Annotated in this window: 20 protein-coding genes and 7 tRNA genes; 10 read left to right on the top strand and 17 right to left on the bottom strand. The window is 47.3% G+C overall.

From position 1 onward, the window contains the following. Nucleotides 1-354 precede the first annotated feature (354 nt). The 5 genes from glmM to sigW form a co-directional block, all read right to left on the bottom strand. The gene (gene glmM / locus Q9M42_RS11595; protein ID WP_322526628.1) at nt 355-1,701 is read right to left on the bottom strand and encodes a phosphoglucosamine mutase; all 1,347 of its coding nucleotides are present in this window, start codon (nt 1,699-1,701) and stop codon (nt 355-357) included. 43 nt (nt 1,702-1,744) lie between these two features. Next, the gene (locus tag Q9M42_RS11590; protein ID WP_322526627.1) at nt 1,745-3,307 is read right to left on the bottom strand and encodes a CdaR family protein; all 1,563 of its coding nucleotides are present in this window, start codon (nt 3,305-3,307) and stop codon (nt 1,745-1,747) included. After that, on the bottom strand, nt 3,300-4,118 hold the full coding sequence (gene cdaA / locus Q9M42_RS11585) for a diadenylate cyclase CdaA (protein ID WP_322526626.1): 819 nt from the start codon (nt 4,116-4,118) through the stop codon (nt 3,300-3,302). The genes Q9M42_RS11590 and cdaA overlap by 8 nt, the downstream gene beginning before the upstream one ends. 186 nt (nt 4,119-4,304) lie before the next feature. Further along, nucleotides 4,305-4,943 (bottom strand): anti-sigma factor, encoded by a 639-nt coding sequence (locus tag Q9M42_RS11580; protein WP_322526625.1) that lies wholly within the window; start codon nt 4,941-4,943, stop codon nt 4,305-4,307. Between the two features lie 16 nt (nt 4,944-4,959). Further along, the gene (sigW, locus tag Q9M42_RS11575; protein ID WP_322526624.1) at nt 4,960-5,526 is read right to left on the bottom strand and encodes an RNA polymerase sigma factor SigW; all 567 of its coding nucleotides are present in this window, start codon (nt 5,524-5,526) and stop codon (nt 4,960-4,962) included. A 233-nt stretch (nt 5,527-5,759) separates the two neighbouring features. Here sigW and Q9M42_RS15545 point away from each other — a divergent pair, with 233 nt between their 5' ends. Continuing rightward, a complete protein-coding gene (locus tag Q9M42_RS15545; protein WP_369698794.1) occupies nt 5,760-5,984 on the top strand; it encodes an aspartyl-phosphate phosphatase Spo0E family protein in 225 nt (74 codons plus the stop codon). Between the two features lie 129 nt (nt 5,985-6,113). On the opposite strand, the gene Q9M42_RS11570 is transcribed toward Q9M42_RS15545, so the two are convergent. The 10 genes from Q9M42_RS11570 to Q9M42_RS11525 form a co-directional block, all read right to left on the bottom strand. Then, nucleotides 6,114-6,189 (bottom strand) — tRNA-Ala (locus Q9M42_RS11570). A 25-nt stretch (nt 6,190-6,214) separates the two neighbouring features. Continuing rightward, a tRNA-Gly gene (locus Q9M42_RS11565) sits at nt 6,215-6,288 on the bottom strand. 61 nt (nt 6,289-6,349) lie between these two features. After that, nucleotides 6,350-6,424 (bottom strand) — tRNA-Gly (locus Q9M42_RS11560). Nucleotides 6,425-6,448: 24 nt separating this feature from the next. Then, nucleotides 6,449-6,524 (bottom strand) — tRNA-Lys (locus Q9M42_RS11555). A gap of 7 nt (nt 6,525-6,531) precedes the next feature. After that, nucleotides 6,532-6,616 (bottom strand) — tRNA-Tyr (locus Q9M42_RS11550). A 3-nt stretch (nt 6,617-6,619) separates the two neighbouring features. Continuing rightward, nucleotides 6,620-6,695: transfer RNA gene (locus Q9M42_RS11545), tRNA-Thr, on the bottom strand. 47 nt (nt 6,696-6,742) lie between these two features. Further along, nucleotides 6,743-6,817 (bottom strand) — tRNA-Glu (locus tag Q9M42_RS11540). A 163-nt stretch (nt 6,818-6,980) separates the two neighbouring features. Continuing rightward, nucleotides 6,981-8,192 (bottom strand): D-alanine--D-alanine ligase family protein, encoded by a 1,212-nt coding sequence (locus tag Q9M42_RS11535; RefSeq protein WP_322526623.1) that lies wholly within the window; start codon nt 8,190-8,192, stop codon nt 6,981-6,983. A gap of 21 nt (nt 8,193-8,213) precedes the next feature. Next, nucleotides 8,214-9,806: a Mur ligase family protein gene (locus Q9M42_RS11530; RefSeq protein ID WP_322526622.1), complete on the bottom strand. Its 1,593-nt coding sequence runs from the start codon at nt 9,804-9,806 to the stop codon at nt 8,214-8,216. Further along, nucleotides 9,799-10,581, bottom strand: a complete 783-nt coding sequence (locus tag Q9M42_RS11525; RefSeq protein WP_322526621.1) for an alpha/beta fold hydrolase — start codon at nt 10,579-10,581, stop codon at nt 9,799-9,801. Before Q9M42_RS11525 ends, Q9M42_RS11530 begins: the two co-directional genes overlap by 8 nt. A gap of 322 nt (nt 10,582-10,903) precedes the next feature. Here Q9M42_RS11525 and Q9M42_RS11520 point away from each other — a divergent pair, with 322 nt between their 5' ends. The 5 genes from Q9M42_RS11520 (at nt 10,904) to prpB (ending at nt 16,631) form a co-directional block, all read left to right on the top strand. Further along, nucleotides 10,904-12,295 carry an MFS transporter gene (locus Q9M42_RS11520; RefSeq protein WP_322526620.1) on the top strand — a complete coding sequence of 464 codons (1,392 nt, stop codon included), beginning with the start codon at nt 10,904-10,906 and terminating at the stop codon, nt 12,293-12,295. 70 nt (nt 12,296-12,365) lie between these two features. Then, nucleotides 12,366-13,022 carry a GntR family transcriptional regulator gene (locus tag Q9M42_RS11515; protein ID WP_322526619.1) on the top strand — a complete coding sequence of 219 codons (657 nt, stop codon included), beginning with the start codon at nt 12,366-12,368 and terminating at the stop codon, nt 13,020-13,022. A 116-nt stretch (nt 13,023-13,138) separates the two neighbouring features. Further along, nucleotides 13,139-14,257 carry a citrate synthase gene (gene mmgD, locus Q9M42_RS11510; RefSeq protein ID WP_322526618.1) on the top strand — a complete coding sequence of 373 codons (1,119 nt, stop codon included), beginning with the start codon at nt 13,139-13,141 and terminating at the stop codon, nt 14,255-14,257. Nucleotides 14,258-14,265: 8 nt separating this feature from the next. Then, nucleotides 14,266-15,699, top strand: a complete 1,434-nt coding sequence (locus Q9M42_RS11505; protein WP_322526617.1) for a bifunctional 2-methylcitrate dehydratase/aconitate hydratase — start codon at nt 14,266-14,268, stop codon at nt 15,697-15,699. A gap of 14 nt (nt 15,700-15,713) precedes the next feature. After that, on the top strand, nt 15,714-16,631 hold the full coding sequence (gene prpB, locus Q9M42_RS11500) for a methylisocitrate lyase (RefSeq protein ID WP_322526616.1): 918 nt from the start codon (nt 15,714-15,716) through the stop codon (nt 16,629-16,631). Between the two features lie 28 nt (nt 16,632-16,659). Here the strand turns inward: prpB and Q9M42_RS11495 are convergent, their stop codons facing one another. Next, nucleotides 16,660-17,517: a M15 family metallopeptidase gene (locus Q9M42_RS11495; protein WP_322526615.1), complete on the bottom strand. Its 858-nt coding sequence runs from the start codon at nt 17,515-17,517 to the stop codon at nt 16,660-16,662. A 173-nt stretch (nt 17,518-17,690) separates the two neighbouring features. On the opposite strand from Q9M42_RS11495, the gene motA reads away from it, so the two are divergent. Together motA and motB are read left to right on the top strand one after the other, a co-directional pair. Further along, the gene (motA, locus tag Q9M42_RS11490; RefSeq protein ID WP_322526614.1) at nt 17,691-18,503 is read left to right on the top strand and encodes a flagellar motor stator protein MotA; all 813 of its coding nucleotides are present in this window, start codon (nt 17,691-17,693) and stop codon (nt 18,501-18,503) included. Then, nucleotides 18,496-19,260, top strand: a complete 765-nt coding sequence (gene motB, locus Q9M42_RS11485; protein WP_322526613.1) for a flagellar motor protein MotB — start codon at nt 18,496-18,498, stop codon at nt 19,258-19,260. Before motA ends, motB begins: the two co-directional genes overlap by 8 nt. A gap of 51 nt (nt 19,261-19,311) precedes the next feature. On the opposite strand, the gene Q9M42_RS11480 is transcribed toward motB, so the two are convergent. Next, nucleotides 19,312-20,127 carry an MBL fold metallo-hydrolase gene (locus Q9M42_RS11480; RefSeq protein ID WP_322526612.1) on the bottom strand — a complete coding sequence of 272 codons (816 nt, stop codon included), beginning with the start codon at nt 20,125-20,127 and terminating at the stop codon, nt 19,312-19,314. Nucleotides 20,128-20,624: 497 nt separating this feature from the next. On the opposite strand from Q9M42_RS11480, the gene Q9M42_RS11475 reads away from it, so the two are divergent. Continuing rightward, on the top strand, nt 20,625-21,083 hold the full coding sequence (locus tag Q9M42_RS11475) for a MarR family winged helix-turn-helix transcriptional regulator (protein ID WP_322526611.1): 459 nt from the start codon (nt 20,625-20,627) through the stop codon (nt 21,081-21,083). A 130-nt stretch (nt 21,084-21,213) separates the two neighbouring features. Further along, on the top strand, nt 21,214-22,446 hold the full coding sequence (locus tag Q9M42_RS11470; protein ID WP_322526610.1) for a DNA polymerase IV: 1,233 nt from the start codon (nt 21,214-21,216) through the stop codon (nt 22,444-22,446). The last annotated feature ends 73 nt before the right edge of the window (nt 22,447-22,519 follow it).

Below are 22,519 nucleotides of genomic sequence, written 5' to 3'. Positions count from 1 at the left end.
AGCACTTTCAGCTGAGACATGCAGCCGGGAGGCATCCGCCGATTACTCGATAAACCTCCACCTCGTCAACTGCTTTGTTATTCGTTCCAAAACAGTCCAAGCGCTTTCAATAATGAAACTTTACTCCTGCTCCTTTCTTCACTAGATTTACACATAATAATACGCTATCTGCTTGCTGTAATCAATTGTGAAATTGTGAAATTTTTTCATGCAAATATGTATATTTCCTATTTTTAAGAAACACTTACTATTAGTCGCAATCTGCATAAAAAAGTTACGCCCCCATATTTACGTTGCCGGAATTAATTTATTTTAAACGTAAAAAACACCGGGGCTGGCCCCGGTGCATTATAATTATTTATCCAAACCCATTTCTGTCTGGACTACGTCAGCAATTTCTTTTACGTAATTGTTGCACAGCTCTTCTGTTTCAGCCTCCGCCATCACCCGAACGAGCGGCTCGGTGCCGGAAGGACGCACAAGAATTCTTCCTTTGTCCCCAGTTTCCGCTTCAATCCGGTCTATCACTTCCTTAACCTTTGGATTATTTTCCACCTTGTATTTATCCGTTACGCGGACATTAACCAGCTTTTGTGGAAATCTCGGCATTTCAGCGGCAAGCTCCGATAATTTTTTGCCTGATTTCTTCACCATATCCACAAGCTGCAGTGCACTCAGCATTCCATCTCCTGTGGTGGTTAAATCAAGGAAAATCAGGTGCCCGGATTGTTCTCCGCCCAGGCTGTATCCGTTTGCCCGCATTTCTTCCATGACGTGACGGTCCCCCACTTTTGTCTGCACCGTTTCAACATCAATCTCCTGAAGGGCTTTATGCAGGCCGATGTTGCTCATAATCGTCGTTACGACCGTGTTTTTATTCAGCATCAGCTCCTGCTTCAGATGCTTGCCGCAGATATACATAATCTGGTCGCCATCAACAATATTGCCGTTCTCATCTACAGCAATCAGCCGGTCCGCGTCGCCGTCAAAGGCAAGACCGAGGTCAGCCCCTTTTTCAACAACGAAAGCAGCCAGAGCTTCCGGATGCGTGGAGCCGACACCCTCGTTAATATTAATTCCGTCCGGGTTGTTCCCAATGGTAGAAATATCAGCCTCAAGGTCTGCCATTAAATGCGGAGCTAAAGAAGAGGCTGCCCCGTTTGCACAGTCGAGAACGATATGCAGGCTCGAGAAGTCCTCACTGACTGTATTTTTTAAGAACTGGAGGTACTTCTGCCGGCCTTCAAAATAATCATTAACGCTTCCAAGCTGCCCCCCCACTGGACGAGGCATCTCGTCGTCTCCTTCAAGATGGCGCTCGATTTCCGCTTCCTGTTCGTCATTCAGCTTGAATCCGTCTGCTCCGAAAAATTTGATACCGTTGTCTGCAACCGGGTTATGCGAAGCGGAAATCATAATCCCCGCCTGAGCACTGACTGCCTTGGTTAAATAAGCTACTCCGGGAGTCGTAATGGTTCCAAGCCGCATCACTTCCACCCCGATGGAAAGAAGCCCGGCAACCATCGCTCCTTCAAGCATTTCCCCACTGATCCTTGTATCCTTGCCTATTAATACTTTTGGATGTTCATGATCTTTCGTTAACAAATAGCCACCCGCACGCCCGAGTCGGAATGCAAACTCCGGTGTAAGCTCAGTATTGGCAACACCCCTGACTCCATCTGTACCAAAATATTTCCCCATGGTTAAATCTCTCCTTTATTCTTACACAATTCCCTGATAGTGTTTACTGCTGTTCTCCGTCTGTCTCATTATTTTCTTCTGCAGGAGCTTCCTCTTCATTTTCTGCAGGAGTTTCTTCTGTGTCTCCGGCTCCGTCTTCTTCTGTATCCCCGGTGTCTGTTTGCGGATTTGTTTCTGTATCCTGTTCGTTTGATCCGCTTCCATTTTCTGCGTCTTCTGTCGGTTCGTCCTGATCGGAAGAACCGCCGTCCCCGTCATTTTGACCAGACTCTTCCGGCTCACCAGTATTTTCATCTTGCTCTTCGTCCGGGGCTTCACTTTCCGGTTCTGTTTCTTCTTCCGTTTCTTCTTCCGTTTCTTCGTCGTTTTCTTCCTGTTGGAGGCTTACTTCCACATCATCTCTGGCCGGAGAAACCTGTATGCCTTCCGGGCCGCTCGCTTCAACAGGAAGAGTGTAAGATTCTTCATTAGATGAGCCACTGCCGCCCCAGAGTGCCTCTAATGTAATATCTTCCGCACTAACGCCTTCAAGTGCCCCAGCCTCTCCATATATTTGCACATCCATTTGTCCTGATGAAGGAGCCACCCAGCTGGTTGAAGCCCCAGAAGGCAGATTCACGATAGAAATAGGCACATTTTCAAGCGTAGCCTGTTCCTCTCCCGCTACTGTCACAGAAGCACTCAAGTCCTCTGGATTAGTCCGCTGGATGCCTTCTGGAAGCTGTACATCTAATTCATATGTGCCGCTTTCATCGACTTCATTCAAATCGAGAGCTGCATTAATGCTGTCTGTATTCTGTACAGCTTCCTCGCTGCCGTAAATAGTCACTTCTTCATCAGAAGCGATAACTTCACTAATAGCTGCATCCGTATTTAGACTACCTGTTCTTTCTACGTTCACCGGCACCTCTTTTGAAGGAGCATCAGCAGACAACTCCACTGATGCTTCCTGCGGTTCTGTATTTACATCCAATTCATTGCCTTCCGCGTCCAACGCTACTATTGGAAAATTTCCATTGACGTCCCCATCTGCTTCTGAAACATCTACCTGGGCGACTACGCGGTCGATCTGTTCAATAACGGTCCCAGCCCCGCTTACCGTCACTTCCTCCGGACTGACGGTGGGGTTCCCAAAAGAGAATTCTTCGTTCTGCTCTTCATTTAAAATCTGTGTCTCAAGCGGAAAGGTTGTTTCTTCCCTTTCTTCAAGCGTCACCGTCGCGTATTCCGGCGAAGGAGTCACTTCAAGGTCTGTCGGGAAATCGCGGTGGCTCACCTGGACGTTATGGGTCCCTGCGCCCAAGTCCTGAAGATCCAGGTACAATTCGTAGCTATCCGACCGGGACAGACGAAAAAGCATAATGGCTGTCTGAGAACCGGACAGCGTAACATCCGCATTTTCTGTCATATTTGTAATAGCATACTCTTCCTGATTGTATTCTGGTTTAATGTTCACATCTTCAATGGTATATGTTTGATCTTCCCCATCCGGTCCCACCCCGGCATTATTTACTGTAGGGTCCATATTCACGATTAAGTAAAGCATAACGGCAAAAGCAAGAGAGATAAAGCGGACAAACCACTTGTTTGCAAAAAGCTTATCCATCCTTTTTCCCTCCCCACTGCCAGATACTCGATGTATTGTTTTCTGCCATCAAATCCTTTTCAAGCATTTTACGGAGTGTTTCTTCATCAACATCACGATGAAGGTCTCCGTTTTTAGTAATAGAAATGCTACCGGTTTCTTCTGAAACAGCCAGCGTAAGTGCGTCCGTTACTTCACTCACACCGAGAGCGGCGCGGTGCCTTGTGCCCAGCTCTTTTGAAATAAAAGGGTTTTCTGACAAAGGAAGGTAACAGGCAGCAGCAGCTATTTTATTCTCTCTCATCACTACCGCCCCGTCATGAAGCGGAGTATTCGGAATAAAAGTATTAATCAGCAGCTCTGATGTAATGTTTGCATCCATGGAAATGCCGGTTTCAATATAATCATTCATTCCTGTTTCGCGTTCGATGGAAATCAGCGCCCCGATGCGCCTTTTCGCCATATACTTTGTTGATTTCATAATGGCATCAATAGTTTTTAACGTTTCGTCCTCTTCTACATAAGAAGCTCTTCCGAAGAGCCTTCCCCTGCCAAGCTGTTCAAGGGCACGCCGGAGTTCCGGCTGAAATATGATAATAATTGCAAGCAGTCCGTATGTAACCGAGTTCCCCATAATCCATTGAAGCGTCCGCAGACCAAAAAAACTGCTTATAAACCAAACAGCTAAAATAACAGCAATGCCTTTTACCAGCTGGACGGCCCGAGTGCCCCGGATAATCGTGATCGCTTTGTAAATGACATACGCCACCAGCGATATGTCTACGACAATTCTTATGATGTTAAGTAAATCGAAATCTTGTCCAGCAAACATGGCACTTCCTCCAATTGATTCTATCGCGTCAGCAAAGTAACGGTTATATTATATCACAATCACTTCTATTCTCTGCGTGCTTTATTCGGATTTTCGGCAAATTTTATTATACAGTTTGTCACCAGAATAATATGCAAACAGCAGCACGCTCTGCCGAAAGCCTGCTGCTGTTTATAAACGCCTGTATTATGCCGCTTCTTCATCATCCATATGCCAGGCTTCCTGACTTATTCGTTTCGTATGGTACCAGATCCACTCAAGCACCTGGTCCACCTCCTCAATATTGCCGGAAACGCTGCCCGCCGAGGCCATGTACGGCTCCCCGTTGATCACCGTAAGGTCTCCGTTTACGTTCCCATGTACATCAACTTCTCCGTTTCGAACGGTTAAATCCCCCTGCACTGTTTCATCCTCCGGTATGATTACTGCATTGTTGTCATAATCAATATTTACGTTCTCCCGGTCGCCAGTGACTGTCATTTCAGCTCCCGCCTGATCATTCCAGGCAAACAGCACACTTGAAGCCATCAGTACAATAAACATGGAAACTGCAACTAGTACAGGATGCTGCCTGGACCATGATTTCCAGGCTGTCCGTTTTCTTTTCTTAGGCAGCTCTTTCATGATGCTGTCAGTAAAAGTCTCCGGAGCCCAAACGTGCGAAGCTCCCTGAACTATTGTCACTGTTCGCTTCAATTCCTGGAGACGGTGCGCGCATTCCGGATTTTCTTTGATGTACGTATGGAAATTTTCTTTTTCACGTTCATCCATATCGCCGTCAATGTAGCGCTGGATATACTCTTCCTCCCGCTCGTTTAAAGCCATGGTCCCACCCCCTCATTCACGTGTTTCCCAAATATTTTCTTAAAGCTTCGCGCCCCCTGTGCACGTGCGTTTTCACCGTATTTTCGGGAAGATCCAGTATGTCACTGATTTCCTGAATGGAAAGATCTTCAATGTAGCGAAGGACGATAGCTGTCCGGTATTTCGGCGGCAGCTTCAATATTCCTTCCTGCACCCATTCCTGCATTTCCATTGTCACGACCTGTTCATCCGGCAGCTTGTCCGGCGAAGAAAGCTGCGAATACCCATCAAGTCCTTCCGCCCCGGGTATTTCTGCGTCCAGGGAATAATCCGGCTTTTTCTTACGGAGACGATCGATACAAAGGTTTGTCGTAATACGGAAAAGCCAGGTGGAGAATTTTCTTTTTTCATCATAGCTCTCAATATTGGCATATGCTCTCAAAAACGCTTCCTGGGCCATATCCTGAGCTTCATAGGCATTGCCCACCATCCGGTAGGCGATTTGATATACCTTGTCCTTGTACAAATCAACCAATTCTCGGAAAGCGTCCTGATCCCCGTCTTTTTTCACTTCTTTCACTAGCCGTTTCACTGTTGCATCCATTTGGCGACCTCCACCTCGTGGGACTATACATACGTTCAATAAGTCTATCCGTTTCATTTATTCAACAGCCTTCGGCTGCTTAACCCATCTCTACTATGGTAATTTTTTCAATTCACCCAATTGTAACACGGTTTTCATCCCCCATCTTTATCCATATTACTATTTATGCACCCTCTAGAACCATAGTCACATTTTGGAAAATATGGCATAAATACCTTTGAAAATGAGTTAAAATGGGTAATAATGTAAACACGAACCAAATAGGAGGTGAAGAACGTTTGTCTCAACAATATTTACGGCAGGAGATAGAACAAACAAGAGACAGACTCCATCAACTGACTTCCGATCATACGGCTTCCCTGATTTCGGATGATGTCCTGGCTTTAAGTAAGGAACTTGATGTTCTTTTAAATAAATATGAGCTTATATCCCGTAGAACTCTTATGCACTCCTCGTAAATGCATAAGAGTTCTTCTATGCCCGCGTATTCTACCATGATTCCTTCAGACATTCATCCCCGGAGGGTTAAAAGCCTTAAAATTGACATAAAAAAATCAGCCCTTCAGGCTGAACGCGTTCATGTTGTTTGGTGGAGCCTAGCGGGATCGAACCGCTGACCTCCTGCGTGCAAGGCAGGCGCTCTCCCAGCTGAGCTAAGGCCCCCTGAGCATATTTGATCTAACAAAAATGGAGCGGGTGATGGGAATCGAACCCACGACATCAGCTTGGAAGGCTGAGGTTTTACCACTAAACTACACCCGCACAATCTATATACAAATCAATACTTTTCATACTATCACTGCTTATCCTGCTCGTCAAATAATGGAGCGGAAGACGGGATTCGAACCCGCGACCCCCACCTTGGCAAGGTGGTGTTCTACCACTGAACTACTTCCGCAGTTCAAAGCTTGGATAATTACAATGGTGAGCCATGGAGGATTCGAACCTCCGACCCTCTGATTAAAAGTCAGATGCTCTACCAACTGAGCTAATGGCTCGGATTAATGGTGGAGGGGGACGGATTCGAACCGCCGAACCCGAAGGAGCGGATTTACAGTCCGCCGCGTTTGGCCAACTTCGCTACCCCTCCACGTGGTGCCGGCCAGAGGACTTGAACCCCCAACCTACTGATTACAAGTCAGTTGCTCTACCAATTGAGCTAGACCGGCGTGTGGAAAACTCACTACATGCCTTGCGGCAAAAACAGCTTTATGTATGGTGACCCGTACGGGATTCGAACCCGTGTTACCGCCGTGAAAGGGCGGTGTCTTAACCACTTGACCAACGGGCCGTAAGCTGAATTAAAGTTTTCTTTCATTGCTACAATAAAGTATTCTAAAGCATTTTTTTCTCTCTTGCAACCAAATTACTATATTCGAAAAAGTTTGATATTTTTCTATTTTGTTTTGTCAGCATATAAAAAGCCGGCCTGTGTCATCAGGCCGGCTGAACAATTATTGGCGATTGGATACAGAGCCTGTTTTTGTGCCGCCTTTACTTCCCTGGCCGCTTTGAAGAGAAAACAGGTTGGAATCGATCGAAAACGTCAGTCTTTCTCTTTCTCGTTTCCGTTTTAATGCCAGTTGAATCAACTGATGAATCAATTCGCTGTAGCTTTTCCCAGCCGGATCCCACAAATAGAAGGAAAGTGAGCCCGGAATCGTATTGATTTCATTCACAAATACTGTTTCGGTGCTGTCCTCAATCAGGAAATCGATTCGGGAGACCCCACTGCAGCCGAGAATTTGGAACGTATCTTTAGCCAGCTCCCGTACTTCGCCTGCTTTTTCCTCTGTAATGGGCGCCGGGATCTCCCGGTCTGTCGCTTCCATCCCCTTGGACGAACTACCGTTTTTGCCGCCCTGATATTTGTCTTTATAACTCAATATTTCATCTGTTTTGAGCACCTTTTCAATCACCGATGCTTCTACGTCTTCGTAGTCGCCAACAACAGAGCAGTTCACCTCTGTCATGCCTTCGAGCATTTTCTCCACCAGAATTTTTCCTGCGAATTCAGTGGCTTCTTCCACCGCCTGCTCCAGTTCCTCCCGGTTTTTTGCTGTCCCGATACCGACGCTTGAACCAAGGTTAGCCGGCTTTACAATTACCGGATAAGGAACACTTTCTTCAATCATAGCAAGGACACTTTCAGTATCCTCTGCCCAGTGGTTGCTGTAGAACCAGACATCATTTAGTACCGGCAGACGGGAGTCTCTCAAAATCTGTTTCATCATCACCTTATCCATGCCTATGGCCGAAGAGGCTACATCGCAGCCAACGTAAGGCAGGCCGTAAAGCTCAAACAGTCCCTGAAGCGCCCCGTCTTCGCCGAATGTCCCGTGAACAATTGGAAAAGCAACATCAATGGCCGCCACTTCTTTTTTACCAAATTTAGGTGCAGGCTTTTTCTGAAGGACAACGTTGTCTTCTTCTCCATACGTAATAAGCACCTGCTGAGCCTCGTTCAGTAATTTCGACATGTCTTTGTAGGCTTCAATGTCCCTTAAAATATCGCCTGTATACCATTTGCGTTCTTTACTGATATAAATCGGAACAATTTCGTACCGGTCTTCATCCATGGATTCCATAGCCTGTACAGCTGAAATGACAGAAACCTCGTGTTCCACAGAGATGCCGCCGAAAAATACTCCTATTCTCGTTTTCATATTATTCCACTCCCTATGTCTTTACTCGTTGAATGAATCCGGAAGGTCATTTTCAAGCAGTACCACAGATGGCCGGGTGGCAATTTCGTTCATTTTCGCCAAAGCGTCCTGAAGATCTGAGGCAACGTACAGCTGCTCTTCCGGATAATTTTTTTCTTTTAATCCGTCCTGAAGCGGTACAGTCTGTTTCTTCCCGACCAGAATAATGAAATCACACGCATCTGCCATATAAGTACCGAGCGCTTTATTTAATTCGTATTCTTTTTCCCCAAGCTCAACCATTCCTGGCGTAATGGCAATTTTGTATTCCGGCATATGACTCAATACTTCCATAGCCATCTTAGAGCCAACCGGATTGGAATTAAAGCTGTCATCAACAATCGTAATGTTTCCGTTCGTTTTTTTCAGCTCCAGACGGTGTTCCACCGGCTGTGCTTTCCGCAGTGCTCTCGCTATTTTTTCAAACGAGATGCCTTTTTCGGAACCGATAGCCACGGCAGCTAAAATATTATAAATATTATGGCGTCCGAGCAGCTTGGTCTGAATCTCTGCAGTAGTGCCGTCATATTTCACCACGGTAAATGACGTCCCTTTGGAAGAGTATCCAATATTTTTAGCCCGGTAGTGCAGATCCTCAGCATCGATGCCGTAGTAAATCGTCCGGCATTGGTTCTGCTGCTCGTAGCTCATAATATTTTCATCGTCTTTGTTCACAAAAGCAGTACCCTCCTGCGGCAGCGTTTCGACAATTTCAAATTTGGTTTTTTTAATATTATCAAGCGTTTTGAATGTTTCGAGGTGCTGTTCGCCTACCGCAGTTAAAACGCCGTACCGTTGGTGCACAATGTCACAGATTTCTTCAATGTCTCCCGGTCTTTTCGCACCCATCTCAGCAATAAAGATTTCATGGTAAGGCCTCAGCATTGTCCGGATCGTTTTCGTCACACCCATCGGTGTATTGTAGCTTTCCGGTGTCATGAGCGTATTAAATTCAGAGGAAAGTACGGTTTCAAGCATATGCTTCGTGCTTGTTTTCCCGTAACTCCCTGTGATGCCTATAACTTCAAGGTCCGGCATCGATTTAATAATTCGTTCTGCATCATTGACGTAATGCTGGTTAATTTTCCGCTCCATTGGATAGTTAATATAGTTCGCGCCCATGGTAATAAAATACGTAAGAATCGTCGCAATGACTGTCAAAAATACGAGCCATCCATACGTATAAAATAAAGCCGTGTTACCGAGCAGAAGCCCTGCTGCAGTAAACAGTGCAAAGAGAATACCGATCGTGATAAACAGCCGTTTCACCCGCGCCGTGACTACCAGCGCCTTCTTCTCCTTCAACTGCGGCATCGTCAGAGCCATAAACAAGAAGTAAAGAAAACCAATAATCAGACCTAGTGCTTCTGCTCCGAAAAGAAACGGCACAACAGCTGCAAGGCCGATCGTATTCCGGATTGGGAACGCCCTCGAAGCGTGACTTTTAATCCAGCCCCAGAAGCGTTCATTCTTGTAAGAATTCTGCTGAAGCATGTGTGTGCTTCGTTTCGTAAAGCGCACAGTGTAGAATGCCCAAGCCGCCAGGTATAAAATCGCTAATATAGTGTTAATCATGCTGTGCGGCCTCCTGATCTTCGTTTCTTAAAAAGTGATCGATAATAATTAAAAACTCATTTAAATTGTCAATGTACGAATAATGGCCGGCCCCGCGCAGTACGACAAGGCCCGCATTTGGCATCTTCTGCTCCATGATCCTGGCATCCGATACAGGAGTTGCCTCGTCATTTTCTCCCCATACGAGCAGCACCGGAGGCGTTACATGCTCAAAATGGTGCTGCAGGTCTTCATTGACTACCTTCACCATCGTCTGCTGCATCACCCCGGAAACATTTTGATAATCTGTCGATCCGACCCGGCCTTTGACTTTATCTAAAATTTCCTGCTCACGGTTTTTTAGCCCCGGCAGCTTCAGCAGCTTTTTAAAGGTTTTATACGTATATACCTTCACGTAATATTTCAGCTTTCGTTTCGGTTTTACACCAGCGCTGTCCACCAGAATAATTTTCTTCACCGGGTTATCTGCTGCGTACTTAATTGATACCCGGCCCCCGAAGGAGTGGCCGATAAGAATCGGATTATCTATACCGGTTTTCTGCAGCCATTTTTTCAGCATTTCGGTATAGTCACTGACTGTCCAGGATTCAGGCGGCTCTTCGCTTTGACCGAAGCCTGGAAAATCAATCGACCAGACCCGGAAGTTCTTTTCCAGTGATTGATGCACTGGGGCAAACGCTTGAATGTTTGCGCCCCATCCATGTAATAAGACGACGTCTTCCCCTTCGCCGGACACATGGTAGTTCACGTTAATCCCATCTATATCTATATACACAGTGAGACTCTCCTATTCTAATTTTTCTATATTCTGCTCGATGCAGACCTGCCATTTATAGCCATATTCTATGTAATAAATCTTTATAACACAGTAAAAAGTCAGCTGAGATACACTTCTCAGCAATTTTTCATATACACAAATCCACCACTTTATATTATCACATAATCTTAAAGACGAGAATGACGACTTTGTGATTCCCCCGAAGCGTCTGGCCCCCCTCGTTCATTATATTTGTTTCCAGGTTTTGTTTCAGTTAATATATGATAGTTCCATACAAAACCAACTTCCCTGAAACTAACAATAGAAAGCGTGAAATTTTATGGCGAATGAATCTTTACACGTCGGTCCGGCCCAGAAAAAGAAGCTTATTTTTCTGGTGGCTTTGATTTTAACTATTGCAGTTATGAACGGTACCATGTTTAACGTAGCGATCCCGGATATCCAGTCATATTTCGGTATCCCTTCCTCCCAGGTCAGCTGGGTACTTACCTCGTACATTATGGTCTACGCTATCGGAGCCTTGATGTATGGAAAATTAGCAGACTTTTATTCTATTAAAGCTCTGCTTACCTTCGGCATCATCCTTTTCGCCGCCGGTGCAACGCTCGGCCTTTTTTCTCAAAGCTTCGCCATGCTTCTCGTCGCCCGGGTGCTTCAGGCGGCAGGCGGAGCAACCATTCCCGCACTCGGGTTTGTGATACCTGCCCGCTTTTTCCCGGAGGATAAAGGCCGCGTCTTTGGTCTTATTTCTTCCACAGTAGCCTTCGCTTCCGGTGTGGGGCCAATTGTTGGCGGGCTGCTCGGGGGATGGCTCAGCTGGCGTTATTTGTTTTTATTTTCTATTTTATCGCTTTTAGCTCTGCCTTTTCTTAGAAAATGGCTGCCGGATGAAGAAAAACGCTCCGGCTTTATCGATTATTTAGGCGCCGCTCTTTTCGGAGCAGCCATAGCCGGGATTTTACTTTTTGTCACTACCCTTCAATGGATTTTTCTGCTTATGTTTATTGTCTTTATGGCTGTTTTCTCTGTTCGGACGGCGAAAGCGGATGATCCGTTTATCCGCCCGTCCCTTTTGAAAAACAAATACTATACTGTTACTATTTTGACGAGCTTTCTTGGCGTCTGCAGCATGTTCGGCCTTTTGTTTATCATTCCGCTGATGACCAGAGAGCTGTATGAACTTTCCACTACGCAGATTGGCCTTGTTATCTTTCCGGGAGCCATCCTTGCCGGCTTTCTCGGACGCACCGGGGGCGATCTTGCAGACCGTCACGGTCCAAAAGTAGTCGTTATCGCCGCCCTGGTTTTCATTGCTTTTGGCACAATGCTGCTTTCCGGGTTTGCCGGCGTTTCCGCGGTAGCTGTCTCTGTCGTCCTAATCATCGCCTATATAGGCTTTCCCCTTATCCAGAGTTCGACTGCCAATATTTTGTCTTCTGTTCTTGAAGAAAACGAAACAGGCGTCGGCATTGGCATGTTCAACCTGATGAACTTCATGGCCGGAGCCTTCAGCAGCGCAATCTTTGGAGCTGTGCTGGAAATTCAGGGCGTGAACACTTCGTTGAACCCATTTGCTTCTGGAGGCAGCAGTGCCATTTATTCTAACGTTTATCTAGCTCTGACCCTTATTTCCCTGTTCGCCCTCGCTATGTTTACGTACACCTTCCGTGCCTTCCGGGTCGCACCACAGTCGGAAAAGAATCCTGAATAAAGAGATCGGCCCGCTGCCGGTCTCTTTTTTGCTATAATAGATAAAATCAAACCGAAGGGAGCGGTGGCCTGTGCAGAGACGCCGTGTATCCGTAAGCGATTTAGCCTACGAAGCTTTAAAGCAGAACATTATTGAATTTCAATATTCCCCGGGGCAGGCGCTTCGCGAGGAACAGTTAACTGAAGAAATCGCAGTAAGCCGTACGCCGCTCCGTCAGGCGCTCTACCGTCTCGAGCTCGAAGGATTAATTGTAAAAAAAGCGAATGGGCGTATGGAAGTCCAGGCGCTCAGCATCGAAGAAGCCGTCGATATTTTTGCTGTCCGGGAAGCACTCGAAGGGCTTGTGGCTAAAGAAGCTGCCATGCGGGCATCCTCTGAGGCTGTAGCAGCTATGAAAGAAGCGCTTCTTCATATGGCTGAAGCAGATGAGCGATTCACTTCCATTACGTATGGCAGTCGCTTCCATCATTTATTATATGAACACGCTTCGCCTACGGCAGTTCAGTTTTTAAACCAGCTAAACAGCCGCCTTGAAAGATACCGGCGACTCAGCGGGTACCGGCATCCTGATTATACAATCGACACTCCAGTATCTGAACACGAAAAAATCCTGGCTGCTATCGAACAAAAAGACGGCCCGGCGGCCGAGTATTACATGCGTGCCCATATTCGCAGAAGCTTAGCCTCTACGAAAGAAACGCTTGAGTTTCATATTTCTTCTTTCTAGCAGCCTGGCGAAAAGGGTTTTGCCTTTTTCCAAATAATTGTATACAATTATACAAAGAAGCAGCTTATGTTTTTAACCGTTTTTGAAAACGCTTTAAAAATAAAGGAGGCACCACTATGTCTGCAGAAAACGAGTACAGCCCCGGACTCGAAGGTGTTATTGCCGCCGAGACGTCGATTTCTTATCTTGATGTCGATCAGGAACAAATTGTTATACGCGGATACGATCTAATTGAATTAGCTGAAAACCGTCATTTTTTGGATGTTGCTCATTTGCTTCTTTACGGATCTCTTCCAAAAGCACCGGAGAAGGAGTCGTTCCAGGACCACCTTTATCAACAGCTCGATCTGCCGGAAGCCCTGACTTCTTCCTTTTCATTATTTCCTGCTTCGATGAGCGCCATGGATATGCTCCGTACCGGTATTTCCCTGCTTGCCGGATCAGAAAAGCATATGCATAACCATTCTACAGAAGCCAATCAGGAAAAAGCGGTTAAACTGTTGGGGGCTATACCCGCCATCATGGCTGGCAGTTACCGTACACAGCAGCAGGAACCTCTAATTTCTCCAGACCCTGCGATGTCTTTTAGCGCCAATATGCTTCACATGCTCACTGGGAAAACGCCGACAGCATTGGAAACTGAAGTGTTTGATCAGTCTCTTGTGGCTTACATTGAGCATGAAATGCCGAATTCCACCTTTGCAGCCCGGGTGATTGCCTCCACACAGGCCGATATGTATGGTGCCTTCACAGGTGCGGTGGCTTCTCTGAAGGGGCCTTTGCACGGAGGAGCCAATGAAGCCGTTATGCATCTCCTGCTCGAAGCCGGCACCCCGGACGGAGTCGAGCGGCTCTTTCGTGAAAAACTAGCTAACAAAGAACGAATCATGGGATTTGGCCACAGGGTGTATATGAAAAAAATGGACCCGCGCGCCCAACTGATGAAAAAATCGCTGCACCTACTCGCGGAAAAGCAGGATCGCATGGACCTGTATGATATGTGCATACGTGGTGAAGAACTTATTGCAGAAGAAAAAGGGCTGCATCCAAACCTCGACTACTACGCAGCGCCGGTGTATTATCTGCTCGGTATCCCAATTGACCTGTACACGCCTATCTTTTTTGCATCACGGGCAGCCGGACTCGGAGCCCACGTGATCGAGCAACACAGCAATAACCGTTTATTCCGCCCGAGAGTCAATTACACCGGGCCACGGGGCATTACGTTAACCTGAAGGAGGAAATGAGGATGAACCAGACGATGCAGCAGACAGATGCTTTACTGACCGACATTGCCGATTATGTATATGATCAGAAAATCTCAAGCAGCGAGGCGTATGACACCGCCCGCTATGTATTAATGGATACGTTAGGGGCCGGGATCCTGGCATTAAGATATCCGGAGTGCACTAAGCACCTGGGCCCTATCGTTCCGGGCACGATCGTTCCAAACGGTGCCCGCATGCCGGGCACCCAGTTTGAACTCGACCCAGTACATGCTGCTTTTAATATTGGCTGCGCGATCCGCTGGCTCGATTATAACGATACCTGGCTTGCCAAAGAATGGGGTCACCCTTCAGATAATCTCGGGGGCATCCTTGCCACCGCAGACTATCTAAGCCGGCAGCGCGTGGCAGAAGGCAGGGAGCCTCTGACGATGAACGAAGTTTTAACCGCTATGGTGAAAGCCCATGAAATTCAAGGATCCATCGCTTTAAATCACAGCTTCAACCGGGTCGGGCTTGACCATGTGCTTCTCGTTAAAGTAGCTACGACAGCGGTGGTCACCCATATGCTTGGCGGCAGTAAACAGGAGATGATTAACGCCTTATCCAACGCCTGGGTGGATAACTCCAGTCTTCGCACTTACCGCCATTATCCTAACGCCGGCTCCCGAAAATCCTGGGCCGCCGGTGATGCCACCAGCCGGGGAGTCCGCCTCGCTTTAATGGCTGTCAAAGGCGAAATGGGGTATGCTACAGCTCTTTCTGCCAAAGGCTGGGGCTTTCAGGATGTAATGATGAATGGAGAAGAGCTGTCTGTACCAAAGATGGATGCTTACGTGATGGAACACGTCCTGTTCAAAGTCTCCTTCCCGGCTGAATTCCATGCCCAAACCGCTGTGGAAGCCGCTATTGAACTGCACCGGGATGTAAAAGAACGGCTGCAGGATATTGAACGCATCGATATCGTTACTCATGAAGCTGCTATCCGTATTATTGATAAAACCGGCCCTCTGCAAAATCCGGCGGACCGGGATCACTGTCTGCAGTATATGACAGCCGTCGGCTTGATCTTCGGCCGGCTTGACGCTGATCACTATGAAGATTCTGCTGCCGCAAACCCTGTTATTGACCAGCTCCGGAACAAAATGATCGTGAAAGAAAACAAACAGTACACCGAAGATTATTTGGATCCGTCTAAGCGTTCCATTCCCAACCAGGTGCAGGTTCATTTCATGGACGGCACAAGTACAGCTCCAGCAGAAGTGGAATACCCGCTCGGCCACCAGCGCCGCCGGGAAGAGGCAAAGCCGCAGATTATCGAAAAATGCCGGCAGAATCTGAATGCCCACTACCCGCCGAAACAGGCCTCCCTGCTTCTGGAACAAATGCTTGACCATGACCGGCTGGCAGAAACTCCTGTTCATCACTTTATGTCAGACTGGGTTTACTAAAAGGAGGAAATACATTGAGTTGGTTAACCGAAGAACCTGTTTCCCAAAAAGAACTCGCCCAATTATTTCGTGACCGTATTAAGCAGAAGCCGGTGGTAAAAATTCCTGGTGTTCATGATAGCATGTCTGCACTGATTGCCAGGGACACCGGCTTTGATATTTTATATCTATCCGGCGCTGCCTATACAGCGAGCCGGGGCCTGCCGGATCTTGGAATCATTCATTCCCATGAAGTTGCTGAACGGGCCCGGGATATTATCCGCGCAGCAAAGCTTCCGCTGCTCGTTGATATTGATACCGGCTTTGGCGGGGTGCTTGATGTAGCACGCACCGCCCGGGAAATGACCGAAGCCGGGGTAGCCGCCGTACAGATTGAAGACCAGGACCTCCCCAAAAAATGCGGGCACTTAAATGGCAAAAAGCTGGTATCGGCTGAAGAAATGGTTCAAAAGATTAAAGTTATCAAAGAAGTTGCCCCGACACTCGCCGTTATTGCCCGTACCGACGCTAGGGGCGTGGAGGGGATAGACGCAGCTATGGAGCGGGCTGCTCTCTACCGGGAAGCCGGCGCAGACGGCATCTTCCCGGAAGCTCTCTCCGCCGAGGAGGATTTCCGCCGGGCCGGGGAGAGCCTCAGTGGCACGCCGCTCCTTGCTAACATGACCGAGTTTGGCCGCACACCGTATTATCATGCGGACCAGTTCGAATCATGGGGGTTTAATATGATCATCTACCCGGTTACTTCACTGCGGGCCGCAGCCAAAGCCGTCGAACGGGTTTTTCAGGAAATTCACGATAAAGGCACCCAAAAAGATATGCTTGAGGATATGCAGACACGTGAAGAGCTGTACCGTACTATTTCGTACTACGATTACGAAGCGTTGGATGAAAAAATTGCAAAAACCGAGCTGCCGACAATCGATGAAGATTAAAAATAAAGCCTGGGGGCACCCCCCGGCTTTATTTGTCTTCTTCGCTGTTTGATGACTCTTCTTCGAGCTCTTCTCCGTAATACTCTTCCAGCACCCAGTCATTTTCGTGAAGCGTTCCGGCTAAATCTTCTCCTACATATCGCACGTGCCAGGGTTCATACTGATAGCCGGTAATATCCGTTTTATCTTCCGGATAACGTATTACAAAGCCATATTCATGCGCATTCTCTTCAAGCCATTCTCCTTCTTCCGTATCACCGAGATCTGTCGTTAACGAATAGCCGACAGATGAAGTACTCACGTCCATAGCCAGCCCGCTTTGATGCTCACTTTCTCCGGCCCTTGCGCTATATTTGTTCGCTTCTTCCTCCCCGTCTTCTTCCGCGTTGGCTGCAAATATACTTTCCTGGCGGTCATACGAACGGTATCCCGACACAGCCGAAAGCTCAATTTCCTCTTCTTCAGCATCCGTGAACATGCTTTCAAGCTGCGCTGCCGCTTCCTCTCTCATATACTTTTTCTGGGGTTCTCCCTCAAATGGAAAAGCCACGTCCGGTATTACTAGGTTTTCCGGCTCGTAATCTGACGGCAAGTGGTATTCCCGGTTAATTAATGCATCTGTAGCCGAAGGATTCTCCAAATCCCCGTCTTCTCCTCTCTCAGGTGGGTTCTCTCCTGCATCTGACTGTTCGTCACTCTCTGCTTCCTCTGTCTCTTCTTCTGCATCGCTCTCTGTTTCTTCCTGACTCTCTTCGTTATTTTCCTCTGAAGCGTCCGAAGAGGTTTCTTCAGTTTCATCAGTCCCGTTGTCTCCGTTACCGTTATTTGCACAGCCAGCGCTGGCCAAAAGCCCTGAGATTCCTGCAACGATCATCCATTTTTTCATCATGTGCATCCTTTCTCTGCCATTCAAGGCGATCTTCATGCTTTTCGTATTTTCGAGACTGTCTGCCTAGTTAATTATTCCTTACTTCCTTAAGAATTTTTCTATCCGTCTTTATGTTAGCATCTCAAGCGCCGATATAAACAATAGAATCAAACATAAAAGGATTGATACGTATGGATAAGGCATCAATCATCGGTATTATAATAGCATTCGCAGCTATCATGAGCGGTATCGCCATTAAAGGAATGGAGCTCATTTCTTTACTGAATCCGGCCGCTCTATTAATTATTTTTGGAGGCACGATTGCCACTGTAGTAATTGCTTTCCCTGGTAACGAACTAAAAAACGTGCCGAAGCTTTTCGGTGTTTTATTTAAAAACCAACACGAATGGAGCGTCGCCCAGCTTGTGCCCATGTTCTCCAACTGGGCACAGACAGCAAGAAAAGAAGGCCTTCTGGCTCTCGAAGGGGAGGTACAGGACATCGAGGATCCCTTTCTCCGCAACGGCATGACAATGGCGGTGGACGGGCAGAATTCAGATTTTATCCGTGACATTATGAGCGAAGAGCTCGAAGCCATTGAATCCCGTCATCAAACAGGCGTTTCTATTTTTACCCAGGCAGGAACCTACGCTCCTACACTCGGTGTTCTTGGCGCTGTGGTCGGTCTCATTGCGGCGCTTGCCGACATGTCTGACATCGATAAACTCGGGGAAGCAATCAGTGCTGCCTTCGTAGCCACCCTTCTCGGTATTTTCACCGGCTACGTACTCTGGCACCCTTTTGCCAATAAACTCAAGCGCAAATCCAAGCACGAAATCCATGTCCGCAGTGTGATGATAGAAGGTGTATTATCGGTTCAGGAAGGGCAGCCGTCAAAAACGATTGAACAAAAGCTTCTAATGTACGTCCCGGCGAAGGATCGTGAAAAGATTATGGAAGCGGCCCAGGAAACCGAATGGAAAGAAGGTACCGAAAATGGCTAGGCGGCGGCAGCGGAAAAAGGAAGAGGAAGAACACGTCAGTGAAGCGTGGCTTCTCCCTTACGCAGACCTCTTAACCCTGCTGCTTGCGCTGTTTATCGTATTATTTGCATCAAGTGAGGTGGACGCCCGGAAATTTGACCAGATTTCCGATTCCTTTAACTCTGTTTTCACTGGCGGAAGTGGCATCAACGAATCCGGAACCTCCGTAGAAGAACTGAATGCCGAAGATAATATCGATGAAAGTCCTCCTCCAGCCACAGTCACCGAAGAAGCCGAGGATCGAAACGAACTTGCCGAGCTTCAGGAGAGAGTCGAAGGCTTTATTGATGAACGGGGACTTGAGGGCCAGTTTACGACCCGCCTCTCCGATGACGGCCTGCTCCTTTCCATTAAAGACAACATTCTGTTCAATGTTGGGGAAGCAGAAATACGCGAAGAGGCTCTGGAAACGGCCGAGGATATGTCCGAGCTGCTTGTATTAAATCCCCCGCGCAACATTATTATCAGCGGCCATACGGATGACACCCCTATCGCGAATGCGGACTTCAGCACAAACTGGGAACTCAGCGTCATGCGGGCGGTGCATTTTATGGAAATTGTGCTCGAAAATCCTGACCTTGACCCAAGGGATTTCAGTGCTAAAGGGTTCGGCGAGTTTGAACCGGTTGCTTCTAATGATACCGAAGAAGGCCGTGCCCAGAACAGACGCGTGGAGGTTTTGATTCTTCCGCGTAACCAAACCGAATCCTCCGAATAAGAAATATCAAACCAAAAACTGGCTGCCCTTTTACAGAGCAGCCAGTTTTCTCTATCTTTCCGTTTTTAATTGTTCTTTATTATCTTCGTGGGCCTGCTTTAACGGTTCTTCAAATTTATGACGGTCAATAAATGCAAAAATGGCGCTCTCCACATATGGATCTTCCAACGATTTCTTTGTATTTTCAATATACCATTCTGAATCCCGGAGACGCTTCTCTATTTCTTCCGGCTTCGAGGCAACCAGGCCATGTCCCGGCACCACGGTATTGTATTTGCCGTCTCTCCAGAGCTCATCCAGCTTCTTTAGCGTAAACTGGTAGGACTCGCTGTGATATTCAATAATCGGGATCTCTACATTGCTTAAATAGTCCCCGGCGATACAAAGACCGAGCGGCTCTACGACAGCTGCCAGTCCATCCACGGTATGACCCGGGGCCAGGTAGAACGTAATTTTAGTTTCTCCTTCTTCAAGTACCTGCTCATCCGAGTCAACAATAATATCCGGCTTCGGATACACGGCTTCATAACTGCGTTGAATATAGTATGCACTGTCAAACTCTTTCATTTCCTGCACAATTTCTTCTTTATCCGACCTCGCATTAAACCCACGGGAAGCAATGATAGTTGCTTCCGGAAAAGCCCCGGCTCCGATAATGTGATCGAAATCCGAATGAGTCAGCAGCAGATATACCGGCTGATCTTTTTTTCGCTCTTCGACAAAATTCTTTATTTCCTCAATTTCGGCCGGGAGCCATGTAGGATCTGTTATTAATATCAAATCATCTGTCATTACGACAGTCGTATTTGTTTGATAGAGCTCGCTTTGAAAAACACTCCATTGTTCACGGTCTAATCTTTTTGTCACACTGATCACCTTCTTCTTAGTCTTCATTAACAGTCTTTTTCCCGAAAATGAAAGATTTCATTCATGAATTGAAGTGTTATTTTATTGAATAATTATATAAATTCATATAAAAGCAGAGTGGGCACTTTTTGGTTTTCATAAGCAAATCGTTCGCATTCACCCTCCCTTTCTCTTATCGTAAACATACATCCCAATACAAAAAAGGGGGGAATCTTGTTGCTGAAGCAATGGATAAAAAGCCTTTCTTTCTCAAAACGCTGCTACTACTGCAGCTCAAAAACTCCTTATATGCGTCCGTACTTCACAAAACAGGAGGAAAAAGTATTTGTCTGCGAAAAATGCCTCGAATATGCTGAAAGAAGGGCTATGCAGCGAGCCGACTAGAAAAAAACGTATGTCATTTTCGTTTTATATACATCGTTTTACGCTTATCTCTTTTTTCGGCCCTGATCTATATTACAATAGAGAAAAAGACCGACTGGAATTGGAGGGCCCCGATGAACGAACATGATAAGGAAATGCTCGAACTAATTGAAACCGGCGTGGTGACGTTAATGCGCCGGGCGGATTTTAAACGAACGCTTGACAGTCAGGCAAGCAGCCTGGATCGTTCCGCTTATTTGATTCTTCAGGTACTGCACCAGCAGAGCCCCCGTTCTGCACGTGAACTAGCTGATCACTTTCTCCTCGATATTTCGACGCTCAGTCGTCAGATTCACTCGCTGGAGAAAAAAGGTTTTGTCTCCCGCCGGCCGGATCATCACGACAAACGAGTCAACCAGATTTTTATTACGAACGAAGGAATCGAGGCAATCAATACGCTGAAGCAGGAACGGATTCATATGTATGACAGCCTGTTGGCTGACTGGGATAAGGAAGAGCGCGATCAATTTGCCCAGCTGCTCGAGCGATTTAATAACACTCTCGTACAAAAAAGGGGTCTTCCTTCTTCATAATGCATATGCTGGGCCCTGAATCAGGGCCTGGTTTTTTACCAAAAATAAGAACGTTTGTTCGTTTAAAATATTTAATTTGAGGTATACTCTATAGAAAGAAACAATTGTTTCACCGAAGGAGGGCTGGGCCGTGGAGCGGGTTATTTTTCTTATCGACATGCAGTCGTTCTACGCCAATGTTGAAAAACTGTATTATTCTAACCTTCAGCATAAACCAACAGCCGTAGCCGGCGATCCGTCCATCCGGAGCGGGGTGATTCTGGCTGCCTGCCCTATTGCTAAACGCGAAGGAGTAAAAACAGCCGAAACACTTGGAGAAGCACAGCAAAAGTGCCCTGGGCTCGTTGTTATCCCTCCGCGCATGGAGCTTTATTTAAAAATTTCTGTACAAATCGCCACAGCGCTTGAAGCTTACACTGATAAAGTAGAACCCTACAGCGTGGACGAGCTGTTTGCAGATATGACCCATACATACAAACATACGGCTTCCACACCGGAGCAGGCAGCACTGTTCGTCAACCGGCATCTTCTTCGGGCCTTCGGCGTCTATCCCCGGACCGGCATTGGAGCAACCAAGGTTCTCGCCAAAATGGCCTGTGACCATTTTGCCAAAAAATCGGCCGATGGGATTTTCACCCTGAAGCAGGAACAGCTGGCTTCCACACTTTGGCCTCTGCCTGTGAATCATCTGTTCGGAATCGGGCGCCGGATGGAAAAACACCTGCGGCAGATGGGAATTCGAAAAGCCGGCCACCTCGCTGCCTACCCTGTGGAAGAGCTGCGGCACCGCTTTGGTTTGAACGGAGAGCTTCTATGGCAGACAGCGAACGGCATTGATCCTCCCCCTGTCTCTCCCGGCACTCATACGCACCGAAAGGCTGTCGGCCACCATATGACTCTGCCATGTGATTACTCGAGCTGGGATGATATCAGCGTCGTGCTTCGCGAACTGAGTGAAGAGGTTGGACGCCGGGCCCGGGCAGAGGGCTGCAGCGGCTGGACAGTCACCGTAGGAGCCGAAGGTCATGATAACGGCAATTCTCTTCATTTTCAGCGGCAGGCCTCCCAGGCCGAACCGATTAATGACGGCAAAGCCATCTACGAAGCTGCCGCCTCCGTGTTTCGTAAACATTGGACACACTACCCGGTCCGGGGACTGAGCGTCAGCCTGCAGCAGCTTGAAAGCAATCAATTTATGCAGTTGGATTTGTTTTCCGAAAAAGAGCACCGGGAAGATTTAAACAAAACGATCGATGCCCTCAAAGACCGGTACGGACCGGCAGCTGTGCTCCAGGCCTCATCACTTCTTCCCGGCGGCCAGGCCCTTGCCCGCGCAGAAAAAATCGGTGGTCACTACAAGTAGGCGCCTGGGGCTTCAGGAACAGGAGTTGACGACAAAGCCGAAAAACGGGATGCTGTAATAAATTGTACTTTCA

It is taken from the genome of Marinococcus luteus, from assembly GCF_034497705.1.
Taxonomy (GTDB): Bacteria; Bacillota; Bacilli; order Bacillales; family Marinococcaceae; genus Marinococcus; species Marinococcus luteus_A.
Note: the sequence above shows the minus strand (reverse complement) of the source record. Positions and strands in the feature narration are given on the sequence as shown.

Excerpts from the sequence above, each read along its gene's own strand:
- Q9M42_RS11475 (WP_322526611.1), top strand. The coding sequence starts at position 20,625 with ATGAACGAACATGATAAGGAAATGCTCGAACTAATTGAAACCGGCGTG.
- Q9M42_RS11535 (WP_322526623.1), bottom strand. The coding sequence starts at position 8,192 with ATGAAAACGAGAATAGGAGTATTTTTCGGCGGCATCTCTGTGGAACAC.
- Q9M42_RS11520 (WP_322526620.1), top strand. The coding sequence starts at position 10,904 with ATGGCGAATGAATCTTTACACGTCGGTCCGGCCCAGAAAAAGAAGCTT.
- Q9M42_RS11505 (WP_322526617.1), top strand. The coding sequence starts at position 14,266 with ATGAGGATGAACCAGACGATGCAGCAGACAGATGCTTTACTGACCGAC.
- glmM (WP_322526628.1), bottom strand. The coding sequence starts at position 1,701 with ATGGGGAAATATTTTGGTACAGATGGAGTCAGGGGTGTTGCCAATACT.
- Q9M42_RS11580 (WP_322526625.1), bottom strand. The coding sequence starts at position 4,943 with ATGGCTTTAAACGAGCGGGAGGAAGAGTATATCCAGCGCTACATTGAC.
- motB (WP_322526613.1), top strand. The coding sequence starts at position 18,496 with ATGGCTAGGCGGCGGCAGCGGAAAAAGGAAGAGGAAGAACACGTCAGT.
- Q9M42_RS11495 (WP_322526615.1), bottom strand. The coding sequence starts at position 17,517 with ATGAAAAAATGGATGATCGTTGCAGGAATCTCAGGGCTTTTGGCCAGC.
- Q9M42_RS11590 (WP_322526627.1), bottom strand. The coding sequence starts at position 3,307 with ATGGATAAGCTTTTTGCAAACAAGTGGTTTGTCCGCTTTATCTCTCTT.
- mmgD (WP_322526618.1), top strand. The coding sequence starts at position 13,139 with ATGTCTGCAGAAAACGAGTACAGCCCCGGACTCGAAGGTGTTATTGCC.
- Q9M42_RS11530 (WP_322526622.1), bottom strand. The coding sequence starts at position 9,806 with ATGATTAACACTATATTAGCGATTTTATACCTGGCGGCTTGGGCATTC.
- cdaA (WP_322526626.1), bottom strand. The coding sequence starts at position 4,118 with ATGTTTGCTGGACAAGATTTCGATTTACTTAACATCATAAGAATTGTC.
- sigW (WP_322526624.1), bottom strand. The coding sequence starts at position 5,526 with ATGGATGCAACAGTGAAACGGCTAGTGAAAGAAGTGAAAAAAGACGGG.
- Q9M42_RS15545 (WP_369698794.1), top strand. The coding sequence starts at position 5,760 with ATGGGTAATAATGTAAACACGAACCAAATAGGAGGTGAAGAACGTTTG.
- motA (WP_322526614.1), top strand. The coding sequence starts at position 17,691 with ATGGATAAGGCATCAATCATCGGTATTATAATAGCATTCGCAGCTATC.